This is a genomic window from Variovorax sp. 05T418, assembly GCF_056396385.1.
Genome location: NZ_JBFTLJ010000032.1, coordinates 1 through 11,450 on the forward strand (window position 1 = coordinate 1; position 11,450 = coordinate 11,450).

Consider the following 11,450-nt stretch of genomic DNA (forward strand, 5'->3'; position numbering starts at 1 on the left):
ACTCGGGTAATCTCGTTCATGGGGCTTCTCCTTCCAAAGGTTTCAGATTGACTTCGCAAATCAATCTTGGCACTCGATGCCGTGACCAGGAAGCGAGAAGTCCCTTCGCATTCATTTCGCTGCGCAAGGCACCCCATCAGCGGGAGCGTGATCAGAGCCGTCGTTGATCGGCGGTACACCAGCAGCGTGCCCTGGTGCACAGAGCATCGGGTGCTCCCCGCAGCGAAATTAAGGAGGAGGGGGCGTAGCCCCCGGGGGACATTCGCGGAGGGGAGTACCCGGTGGCCTGGGCACCCGCCCCGAACAAGAGCAACAGCACCCCGAACAGCGACGCCCCGAACAAAGGCGTCACAACCCCCGCAGCCGAAAGTCCCGCGGCGCATGTCCCGTCCATTGCAGGAACGCACGCGAAAAGCTCTTCTCGTTGCGAAAGCCCACGGCCAGCGCCACCTGCTTGATCGGCCGGCTGGTGCGGCGCAACTGCTCCACCGCCATCTCGTGGCGCACTTCGTTCTTCAGCGTCTGCAGCGACGTGCCCTCCTCGTGCAGCTGCCGGTGCAGCGTGCGGCTCGACACGTTGAGCAGCGTGGCCAGCGCCTCCGCCGTGGTGACCTCGGCGGCGCGCGAACGCAGCAGCTCGCGCACGCGCTGGCCCAGCAGCCGGTCGCGCCGGTACTGCAGCACCGTGAGCGGCAGCGCCCGCTTGAGCATGGTGCGCAGCGCGCGCTCGTCGCGCTGCAGCGGCAGCGCGAGGTAGCGCTCGTCGAAGCTGATGCTCGCCTCGGGCGCATCGAAGCGCACCTCGGGCGTGAACATCAGCGGATAGGCGTCGCGGTGCGGCGGCGCTGCAAAGGGAAAGGTCGCGTCGCGCAGCGAGATGCGCGAATCGATCGCCCAGCAGACGTACCCGTGCAAGAAGCGCAGGCTCGTCACCAGGCAGAACTCGCGGAAGGCCTCGTCCAGCGGGCGGTGCTCGGCGATGCGCAGCGTGGCCACGCCGCCCGACACCTCCAGCGCCAGCGTGATGTCCTCGGTCAGCAGGCGGTGATGGCGGCACCAGCGCTTGATGGCCACGCCCAGGTCGGGCGAGGTCAGCGAGGCGCGGCACAGCATGCCGTAGCTGCCCCAGGGCAGGCGCCGCGAGAACCAGCCGAGCGCCTCGTCGTCCAGCTCCTGCATCGCATGGCCCGACAGCGCCTCGAACTGCGCGGCCGTCACCCGCGCGCCCGGCCGGGCCAGCTCGCGCGGCGTGATCTGTGCCGCTTGCAGCGCCGCGGACGGATCGATGCCGTAGCGCTCGTAGCCCTGCACGATGGCTCTCACGAAGGCCATCGGCGTGACGGCGCGGGCGGGTCGGAGGAAGGACGGGGACGACATGGTCAGGTGGTTCCGGCGTGGCGCAATTTGCAACCATTGTGGCGCCAATTGCGGCGCGGCGAGGCGTAAGCTGCATTCTTCCAAGCGCCCATCCGCGTGGGACAGCCTGCCTGCGCGCCGACCCCTCAGAGGAGACAACACACATGCACGATCCCGGCCTGAACTTCGACCTGGGCGACACCATCGACTCGCTGCGCAGCGCGATCCAGGACTTTGCCGCGAACGAGATCGCCCCGCGCGCCGCCGACATCGACCGCGACAACCTGTTCCCGCACGACCTGTGGCAGAAGCTCGGCGAGCTCGGCCTGCACGGCATGACGGTGAAGGAAGAGTTCGGCGGCACCGAGCTGGGCTACCTCGCGCACATCGTGGCGATGGAAGAGGTGTCGCGCGCCTCGGCCTCGGTCGGCCTTTCGTACGGCGCGCACTCCAACCTGTGCGTGAACCAGATCCACCGCAACGGCAGCGATGCGCAGAAGAAGAAATACCTGCCCAGGCTGGTGAGCGGCGAGCACGTGGGCGCGCTGGCCATGAGCGAGCCCAACGCCGGCTCCGACGTGGTGAGCATGAAGCTCAAGGCCGAGAAGAAGAACGGCTGCTACGTGCTCAACGGCGGCAAGATGTGGATCACCAACGGCGGCGACGCCGACACGCTCGTGATCTACGCCAAGACCGAACCCGAGATGGGCGCGCGCGGCATGACGGCCTTCATCGTCGAGAAGGGCTTCAAGGGCTTCTCGGCCGGCACCAAGCTCGACAAGCTCGGCATGCGCGGCTCCAACACCTACCCGCTGTTCTTCGACAACTGCGAAGTGCCCGAAGAGAACGTGCTCGGCGGCGAAGGCATGGGCGCCAAGGTGCTGATGAGCGGTCTCGACTACGAGCGCGCGGTGCTGTCGGGCGGGCCGCTGGGCATCATGGCGGCCTGCATGGACGCGGTGCTGCCCTTCATCCACGAGCGCAAGCAGTTCGGCCAGAGCATCGGCGAGTTCCAGCTGATGCAGGGCAAGCTCGCCGACATGTACTCGACCTGGCAGGCCACGCGCGCTTATGTGTACGCGGTGGGCAAGGCCTGCGACCGCAACGACCACGCGCGCACCTTCCGCAAGGACGCGGCCGGCGCCATTCTCTATTCGGCCGAGAAGGCGACATGGATGGCCGGCGAGGCGATCCAGGCGCTGGGCGGCGTGGGCTACACGAAGGACTTTCCGGTCGAGCGGCTGTGGCGCGACGCCAAGCTGTACGAGATCGGTGCGGGCACGAGCGAGATCCGCCGCATGCTGATCGGGCGCGAGCTGTTTGCTGAAACCGCCTAGGATGTTTTTCTCCCTCCCCTTTCGGGGGAGGGCAGGGGTGGGGGCAAGCGGCGCCCGATGAAGCACGGCGCAGAACCAGCGCCGCCTGCCCCCATCCCAACCTTCCCCCGGGAGGGGAAGGAGCAAGACCAGGAGACAAGGACATGAACATGACTGCTGCGCTGGACAAGAGCTACGCCAAGGGCGCCACCAACGTCCCCCTCATCGAACAAACCATCGGCGACTTCTTCGACGGCATGGCCGCGAAGCAGCCCGACCGCGAGGCGCTCGTCAGCCGCCACGAAGGCAAGCGCTTCACCTACCGCGAGCTGCAGGCCGAGTCCAACAAGCTGGCCAGCGCATTGCTGAAGCTGGGGCTCGCACCCGGCGACCGCGTGGGCATCTGGTCGCACAACAACGCGCCCTGGGTGCTGATGCAGATCGCGACCGCCAAGGCCGGGCTGATCCTCGTCAACATCAACCCCGCCTACCGCACCTCCGAGCTCGAATACGCGCTCAACAAGGTCGGCTGCAAGGCGCTGGTGACGATGGCGCGGTTCAAGACCAGCGACTACCTCGGCATGCTGCGCGAGCTCGGCCCCCAGCGCCTGCCGCAGCTGCGCCACACCTTCTGGATCGACGGCAAGGCTGCGGCCGATGTGCAGGAGCCCGGCATGCAGCGCTTCAGCGTGCTGCTCGCAAGCGGCGATGCGGCCGACCCGCGCGTGGCCGCCACGCAAAAGACCCTCAAGGCCACCGACCCGATCAACATCCAGTTCACCAGCGGTACCACGGGCTTTCCCAAGGGCGCGACGCTCACGCACCGCAACATCCTCAACAACGGCTTCTTCATCGGCGAATGCATGAAGCTCACGCCGGCCGACAGGCTGTGCATTCCGGTGCCGCTCTACCACTGCTTCGGCATGGTGCTCGGCAACCTGGCCTGCCTCACGCATGGCTCGGCCATCGTGTACCCGAACGACGGCTTCGATCCGCTCACGGTGCTCGAGACCGTGCAGGCCGAAAAATGCACCGGCCTGCACGGCGTGCCCACGATGTTCATTGCCGAGCTCGACCATCCGCGCTTCAAGGAGTTCGACCTGTCCACGCTGCGCACCGGCATCATGGCCGGCTCGCCCTGCCCGACCGAGGTGATGAAGCGCGTGGTGAACGAGATGCACCTGAGCGAAATCACCATCGCCTACGGCATGACCGAGACCAGCCCCGTGAGCTGCCAGAGCAGCACCGACACGCCGCTGGACAAGCGCGTGTCCACCGTGGGCACGGTGCAGCCGCACCTGGAGATCAAGATCATCGACCCCGAGACCGGGGCCATCGTGCCGCGCGGCAGCTCCGGCGAGTTCTGCACGCGCGGCTACTCGGTGATGCACGGCTACTGGGAGGACGAGCCCAAGACCCGCGAAGCCATCGATACCGAGCACTGGATGCACACCGGCGACCTGGCCACCATGGACGCCGAGGGCTACGTCAACATCGTCGGCCGCATCAAGGACCTCGTGATCCGCGGCGGCGAGAACATCTACCCGCGCGAGATCGAGGAATTCCTGTACCGCCACCCGAAGGTGCAGGACGTGCAGGTGGTCGGCCTGCCCGACCGGAAGTACGGCGAGGAGCTGTGCGCCTGGATCATCGCCAAGCCCGGCCAGGCCGCGACCGAAGACGAGATCCGCGACTTCTGCAAGGGCCAGATCGCGCACTACAAGGTGCCGAAGTACATCCGCTTCGTCACCGAATTCCCGATGACGGTGACGGGCAAGATCCAGAAATTCAAGATCCGCGAAGCGATGGCCGAGCAACTGGGCCTCGAACAAGAAAAGACAGCATGAGCAAGATCGAAACCAAACTCAACGCCCGCTCGGCCGACTTCCAGGCCAATGCCGCAGCCATGCGCGCGCTTGTCGACGACCTGCACAAGCAGTTCGCGAAAGTGGAGCAGGGCGGCGGCGAGGCCGCGCGCGCCAAGCACACGGCCCGCGGCAAGCTGCTGCCGCGCGACCGCGTGGCCGAGCTGCTCGACCCCGGCACGCCCTTCCTCGAGATTGCGCCGCTGGCCGCGCATGCGATGTACCTCGATGCCAAGGGCGCGGAGTCGGCACCCGGCGCGGGCCTCATCGCGGGCATCGGCCGGGTGAACGGTATCGACTGCATGATCGTCTGCAACGACGCGACGGTGAAGGGCGGCACCTATTACCCGATGACGGTCAAGAAGCACCTGCGCGCGCAGGAGATCGCCGAGCAGAACCGCCTGCCCTGCATCTACCTGGTCGACTCGGGCGGCGCCAACCTGCCGAACCAGGACGAAGTGTTCCCCGACCGCGACCACTTCGGCCGCATCTTCTACAACCAGGCCAACATGAGCGCCCAGGGCATCGCGCAGATCGCGGTGGTCATGGGCTCGTGCACGGCGGGCGGCGCGTATGTGCCGGCGATGAGCGACGAGTCGATCATCGTGAAGAACCAGGGCACCATCTTCCTGGGCGGCCCGCCGCTCGTGAAGGCTGCAACCGGCGAGGTCGTCACGGCCGAGGACCTGGGTGGCGGCGACGTGCACACGCGCTTGTCGGGCGTGGTCGACCACCTGGCGCAGAACGACCTGCATGCGCTGGCGCTCGCACGTTCGGCCGTGGCCAATCTCAATGCGAACGCGGCCTCGGCCCAGGACACTGCAAGGACCGAGGTGCGCCCACCCGAGTTCCCGCGCGAAGAGCTCTACGGCGTGATCCCGACCGACACGCGCAAGCCCTTCGATGTGCGCGAGATCATCGCGCGCATCGTCGACGGCAGCGAGTTCCACGAGTTCAAGGCCCGCTTCGGTGCCACGCTGGTCTGCGGCTTTGCCGAGATCGAGGGCATGCCGGTGGGCATCATCGCCAACAACGGCATCCTGTTTTCCGAATCGGCGCAGAAGGGCGCGCACTTCATCGAGCTGTGCTGCCATCGCAAGACGCCGTTGGTGTTCCTGCAGAACATCACGGGCTTCATGGTGGGCCGCAAGTACGAGAACGAGGGCATTGCGCGCCACGGCGCCAAGATGGTGACGGCCGTGGCCACGGCCAACGTGCCCAAGTTCACCATCATCATCGGCGGCAGCTTCGGCGCCGGCAACTACGGGATGTGCGGCCGCGCCTACAGCCCGCGCTTCCTCTGGATGTGGCCCAACGCGCGCATCAGCGTGATGGGCGGCGAGCAGGCCGCGAGCGTGCTGGCCACGGTGAAGCGCGACGGCATCGAATTGAAGGGCGGCAGCTGGAGCAAGGAAGAGGAAGAGGCCTTCAAGGCGCCGATCCGCCAGCAGTACGAAGACCAGGGCCACCCCTACTACGCGACGGCGCGGCTGTGGGACGACGGGATCATCGACCCGGCGGACACGCGGCGGGTGCTGGCACTCGGTTTGGCTGCGTCGCGCAATGCGCCGATTCCCGAGCCGAAATTCGGCATCTTCCGGATGTAGCCGTGGCACAGCTTTCTTGCGCTTGGGGTCGATACAGGCATCGCGTTCCGGGGTGCGCTCCCGCCGACGGGGTACCTTGCTCCGCGAATGTCCCCCGGCCTGCGGCCTCCTCCTTGATTTCGCTGCGCAAGGCACCCCATCAGCGGGAGCGTTGTACAGAGCAGTCGTTGATCGGCGGTACACCAGCAGCGTGCCCTGGTGCACAGGGCATCGGGTGCTCCCCGCAGCGAAATAAAGGAGGAGCCGAAGGCGGGGGACATTCGCGGAGGGGAGTACCCGGTGGCCTGTGCACACGCCCTGAACAAAGGCCCCGAACAAACGCGCACCGCCCCAAGGATCACTGACATGACCTTCACCAAACTGAAACTCGAAACCCACGACACCATCGCACGCATCTGGCTCGACCAGCCCGACGCGCGCAATGCCTTCGACGACGTGGTCATCGCCGAGCTCACGCAAGCCTTCACCGACGCCGGCGCTGCGCCGAAGGTCAAAGCCATCGTGCTAGGCGCCAACGGCCCCGCCTTCTGCGCGGGCGCGAATCTCAACTGGATGCGCCGCATGGCCGACTACACGCGCGACGAGAACATCGCCGACGCGGGCAAGCTGGCCACCATGCTGCGCACCATTGCCGAATGCCCCAAGCCCACCATCGCGCGCGTGCAGGGCGATGTGTACGCGGGCGGCATGGGCCTGGTCGCGGCCTGCGACATGGCCGTGAGCGTGGACACCGCGTGGTATTGCCTCAGCGAAGTCAAGATCGGCCTCGTGCCCGCGACCATCAGCCCGTATGTGCTGCGCGCCATGGGCACGCGCGCATCGCAGCGCTACTTTCTCACGGCCGAACGCTTCACCGCGGCCGAGGCGCACCGCATCGGCTTCGTGCATGAAGTGGTCGCGGCCGATGCGCTCGATGCCAAGGTCGACGAGCTCCTGAAGGCGCTCACCAGTGCCAGCCCCGCTGCGGTGCGTGCCTGCAAGCAACTGATCGCCGACGTGGACGGCCGCGAGATCGACGACGCGCTGATCGCGAAGACCGTCCAAGGCATTGCCGACATCCGCGCCAGCGACGAAGGCCGCGAGGGCGTGCAGGCCTTCCTGCAGAAGCGCAAGCCGTCATGGCTGGGCCACTGAGCGCCAGGCAATGAATGCGCTCGACATGCCCCAGCTGCTCGCACTGGCCGCGGCCATCGGCTGGGCCAGCGGCGTGCGGCTGTACCTGGTCGTGCTGCTGACCGGGCTGGCCGGCTACTTCGGCTGGGTGCCGCTGCCCAGCGGGCTGCAGCTGCTGGCGCATCCGGTGGTCATCGCGGCCAGCGGCTTCATGGTCTTCATCGAATTCTTCGCCGACAAGATCCCGGGCCTCGATTCGCTGTGGGACGTGGTGCACACGGCCATCCGCATTCCCGCCGGCGCGGCGCTCGCGGCCAGCGTGTTTGGTGCCGACCACGGCGCGATGGCCATCGTGGCCGCGCTCGTGGGCGGCGGCTTCGCGGCCACCGCGCATGCGGCCAAGGCCACGACGCGCGCGGCCATCAACACATCGCCCGAGCCGTTCTCGAACGTGGGCGCGTCGCTGGTCGAAGACACGATGGTGCCAACCGGGCTGTGGCTCGCGGTGGCGCATCCGCTGGTCTTCCTGGTGTTGTTCGCCCTGGTGCTGGTGCTCAGCGTCTGGCTCATCCGCAAGAGCTGGCGCTTTCTCAAGGCGCTGTTCACTCGCGTGGCCCGCATCTTCAGCGGGCGGCCCGATCCGGGCGTCACGCCTGCATTCCAACTGAAAAAGAATCCTCCGGGAGACACTCCGCATGTTTAAGAAGATCCTCATTGCCAACCGAGGCGAGATCGCCTGCCGTGTCGCGGCCACTGCCCGCCGCATGGCGATTCGCACCGTGGCCGTGTACTCCGATGCCGACGCGCATGCCAACCACGTGCGCGCCTGCGACGAATCGGTGCACCTCGGCGGCAGCGCACCGAAAGACAGCTACCTGCGCTGGGAAAAGATCCTCGAAGCCGCCAAGGCCACGGGCGCCGAAGCCGTGCATCCCGGCTACGGCTTCCTGAGCGAGAACGAGGAGTTCGCACAGGCCTGCGCTGACGCGGGCCTGGTCTTCATCGGCCCGCCGCCTTCGGCCATCAAGGCGATGGGCCTCAAGGCCGAGTCGAAGCAGCTGATGGAAAAGGCCGGCGTGCCGCTGGTGCCCGGCTACCACGGCCACGACCAGGACCCGCAGCTGCTGCAACGCGAGGCCGACCGCATCGGCTACCCCGTGCTCATCAAGGCCAGTGCGGGCGGCGGCGGCAAGGGCATGCGCGCGGTCGACAAGGCGGAAGACTTTGCCGCGGCGCTCGCCTCGTGCCAGCGCGAGGCGACCAACAGCTTTGGCGACGACGCGGTGCTGATCGAGAAGTACGTGCAGCGCCCGCGCCACATCGAGATCCAGGTGTTCGGCGACACGCACGGCAACTACGTCTACCTGTTCGAGCGCGACTGCTCGGTGCAGAGGCGCCACCAGAAGGTGCTGGAAGAGGCGCCCGCGCCCGGCATGACCGAGGCGATGCGCAAGCAGATGGGCGAGGCGGCCGTGGCTGCTGCGCGGGCGGTGAACTACGTCGGCGCCGGCACGGTGGAATTCATCGTCGAGCAGCGCGAAGGCGGCGAGATGAATTTCTTCTTCATGGAGATGAACACCCGCCTGCAGGTGGAGCATCCGGTGACCGAAGCCATCACCGGCCTCGACCTCGTCGAATGGCAACTGCGCGTGGCCTCGGGCGAGGCGCTGCCCGCAAAGCAGCAGGAGCTGCAGATCCATGGCCACGCGATCGAGGCGCGCATCTGCGCCGAGAACCCCGACAACAACTTCCTGCCTGCGACAGGCAGCTTGCGCGTCTACCGCAAGCCGCAAGCGACGGCCTTCCAGCGCAGCCGCGTGCGCATCGACGACGGCGTGCGCGAGGGCGGCGAGATCTCTCCGTTCTACGACTCGATGATCGCCAAGCTGATCGTGCACGGCAGCACGCGCGACGAGGCGCTGGCGCGGCTCGATGCGGCGCTGGCGCAGGTGCAGATCGTCGGCGTGTCGACCAATGTTCAGTTCCTGCGCGGGATCCTCGCGACCGAGTCGTTCGCCAAGGCCAACCTCGACACCGCGCTGATCGAGCGCGAGCGCGCCGTGCTGTTCGACCGCGAGGCGCTGGGCCTGCCGCTGGCCGCGGCCGCCGCCATCACGCGCACGCTGGTCACCGAGCGGCCGGTGGGCTCGCACTATCCGTTCGAGCGGCGCGACGGCTGGCGCTCGCATGGCGAGTACCGGCGCCACTTCGACTTCGAGTTCCGCGGCGCCGAGCAGACCGCGTTGCTGAGCTACAGGCGCGACGGCAGCCTGTGGCTCGAAGCCGGCGGCGCCCAGGGCCCGCTGGTCGTGGGCCAGTTCCCGACGGGCGAGTTCGAGGTCGAGTTCGCCGGCACGCGGCAGACCGTGGACGTGCACCTGGACGGCGCCACGGCCCATGTGTTCGCGTCGAAGGGCGCCACGAAGATCACCGCCATCGACCGCCTGGCCCATGCCGGCGACACCCATGCCGAAGCCGGCCGCCTCACCGCGCCGATGCCCGGCAAGGTCGTGTCCTTCGCGGTCAAGGCCGGCGACAAGGTCAGCCGCGGCCAGCCGCTCGCGGTGATGGAGGCCATGAAGATGGAGCACACCATCGCGGCGCCGGCCGACGGCACGGTGGAAGAACTGATGTTCTCGCCCGGCGAGCAGGTGGCCGAGGGCGACGAGCTGTTGCGGATGGCTGCGGCGGCGGTCTAACCCACCACCACTTCGCTGATCTGCATGACGGGCGCGATGTCGGTGTAGTTCTTGATGTCGCCCAGGATCTCCTTGGCATGCGGGCCGAACGCCGCCTGGAAGGCGTCGGCCGAGTCGCAGAACACGTGGCACATGCCGACGTAGGTCGGCGGCATGCCGGGCGCGCCGCCCGCCAGTCCCTTGTCGATGGTGTAGGACCTGCAGGCATCGCCCATGCGTGCCTTCAGGAGGGGCATGTGCTTGTCGCGGTAGTAGGCGTGGTCGAACCGCGCGCCTTCGGTGTAGGGGTACATCACGCTGACTTTGATCATGCTTCGGTCTCCGGGTGTGGTGTCGATGTTCTGGATGGTCGCGCACGAGCATAGAAGAAGGCCCCGGGCGCCACAAGCCGCCGGTTCGGTTCATGGACCCGGGCCCCTAAGATCCGGCTCATGAAAATCATCGTTTCCCTGACCGACAACCGCCCCGAACCCTGGATCGAAGGCCTCCGGGCCGAGCTGCCCGATGCGCAGATCGAGACCTGGAAGCCGGGTGCCCCCCAGGCCGACCATGCGGTGGTGTGGGCGCCGCCCCAGCAGCTGCTCGATGAGCAGCCCGGGCTGCGCGGCCTGTTCAACATCGGCGCGGGCGTCGATGCGCTGCTCAAGCTGAAAGTCCCGCCGCAGACGCGCATCGTGCGGCTCGACGACGCCGGCATGTCGGTGCAGATGGCCGAGTACGTGTGCCACACGCTGATCCGGCACTTCCGCGAGTTCGATGTCTACGAGGCCGATGCGCGAGAAGGCCGCTGGAGCTACCGCAAGCCGAAGCTGCGGCGCGACTTTCCGGTCGGCATCATGGGCCTGGGCGTGCTCGGCGAGCGCGTGGCCAAGGCAGTCGCGCAGTTCGAGTTTCCGGTGCTGGGCTGGAGCCGTTCGCCCAAAGCCATCGAGGGCGTGCAGGTGTGCAGCGGCGAGGCGCAGTTCGGCGAATTCCTGTCGTCCACGCGCGTGCTGGTCAACCTGCTGCCGCTGACCGAGGCCACGCGCGGCATCCTCAACCGCGAGACGCTCGGCAAGCTGCGGCCGGGCGGCTATCTCATCAACATCGCGCGCGGCGCGCACCTGGTGGAAGGCGACCTGATCCCGATGCTCGATGCGGGCCAGCTGGCCGGCGCCACGCTCGACGTGTTCCAGGTCGAGCCGCTGCCCGCCGACCACGCCTTCTGGCGCCACCCGAAGATCACCGTCACGCCGCACGGCTCGGCGCGCACGCTGCGCGAGGAGTCCATCGCGCAGATCGCCGGAAAGATCCGCGCGATGGAGCAAGGCCTGCCGGTCAGCGGCGTGGTCGATCCGGTCCGGGGCTACTAAGAAGCGCTACCCCGTATGAGCCAGTACAGGGACCTCGCAGCCGAGATCTTGAAGTCGTTTCATGAGGCGACGGATGGTTTTGGTGCGATCCTGGCGGTCGAAGTGCTCGCAGCCGAGGTCGTTGTACTCGGTGCCGTCACGA

Annotated in this window: 9 protein-coding genes and 1 pseudogene; 7 read left to right on the forward strand and 3 right to left on the reverse strand. The window is 67.4% G+C overall.

Features of this window, described 5'->3' with window-relative positions; translation table 11 throughout:
* Window positions 1–348 precede the first annotated feature (348 nt).
* A complete protein-coding gene (locus tag AC1DMS_RS31425; protein ID WP_412511974.1) occupies window positions 349–1,377 on the reverse strand; it encodes an AraC family transcriptional regulator in 1,029 nt (342 codons plus the stop codon).
* A gap of 143 nt (window positions 1,378–1,520) precedes the next feature.
* Between AC1DMS_RS31425 and AC1DMS_RS31430 the strand changes: the two genes are divergently transcribed.
* The 6 genes from AC1DMS_RS31430 (at window position 1,521) to AC1DMS_RS31455 (ending at window position 9,956) form a co-directional block, all read left to right on the forward strand.
* A complete protein-coding gene (locus AC1DMS_RS31430) occupies window positions 1,521–2,693 on the forward strand; it encodes an isovaleryl-CoA dehydrogenase (protein WP_018907061.1) in 1,173 nt (390 codons plus the stop codon).
* Between the two features lie 143 nt (window positions 2,694–2,836).
* Entirely contained in the window at window positions 2,837–4,519 is a 1,683-nt protein-coding gene (locus AC1DMS_RS31435) for an AMP-binding protein (protein ID WP_412511973.1), read from the forward strand.
* Window positions 4,516–6,144, forward strand: coding sequence for a carboxyl transferase domain-containing protein (locus AC1DMS_RS31440; protein ID WP_412511972.1), 1,629 nt, complete (start codon window positions 4,516–4,518; stop codon window positions 6,142–6,144). Before AC1DMS_RS31435 ends, AC1DMS_RS31440 begins: the two co-directional genes overlap by 4 nt.
* Window positions 6,145–6,489: 345 nt before the next feature.
* Window positions 6,490–7,278 (forward strand): enoyl-CoA hydratase/isomerase family protein, encoded by a 789-nt coding sequence (locus AC1DMS_RS31445; protein WP_412511971.1) that lies wholly within the window; start codon window positions 6,490–6,492, stop codon window positions 7,276–7,278.
* Between the two features lie 10 nt (window positions 7,279–7,288).
* Window positions 7,289–7,960 carry a DUF4126 domain-containing protein gene (locus tag AC1DMS_RS31450; protein ID WP_412511970.1) on the forward strand — a complete coding sequence of 224 codons (672 nt, stop codon included), beginning with the start codon at window positions 7,289–7,291 and terminating at the stop codon, window positions 7,958–7,960.
* Window positions 7,953–9,956: an acetyl-CoA carboxylase biotin carboxylase subunit gene (locus AC1DMS_RS31455; RefSeq protein WP_412511969.1), complete on the forward strand. Its 2,004-nt coding sequence runs from the start codon at window positions 7,953–7,955 to the stop codon at window positions 9,954–9,956. The genes AC1DMS_RS31450 and AC1DMS_RS31455 overlap by 8 nt, the downstream gene beginning before the upstream one ends.
* Here AC1DMS_RS31455 and AC1DMS_RS31460 read toward each other — a convergent pair.
* Window positions 9,953–10,267, reverse strand: coding sequence for an EthD family reductase (locus AC1DMS_RS31460; protein WP_018907056.1), 315 nt, complete (start codon window positions 10,265–10,267; stop codon window positions 9,953–9,955). The two genes, AC1DMS_RS31455 and AC1DMS_RS31460, sit on opposite strands and share 4 nt — an antisense overlap.
* A gap of 120 nt (window positions 10,268–10,387) precedes the next feature.
* Between AC1DMS_RS31460 and AC1DMS_RS31465 the strand changes: the two genes are divergently transcribed.
* The gene (locus AC1DMS_RS31465) at window positions 10,388–11,308 is read left to right on the forward strand and encodes a 2-hydroxyacid dehydrogenase (RefSeq protein WP_436289761.1); all 921 of its coding nucleotides are present in this window, start codon (window positions 10,388–10,390) and stop codon (window positions 11,306–11,308) included.
* A 6-nt stretch (window positions 11,309–11,314) separates the two neighbouring features.
* Here AC1DMS_RS31465 and AC1DMS_RS31470 read toward each other — a convergent pair.
* Window positions 11,315–11,450, reverse strand: a pseudogene (locus AC1DMS_RS31470) (IS110 family transposase); the annotation flags it as partial.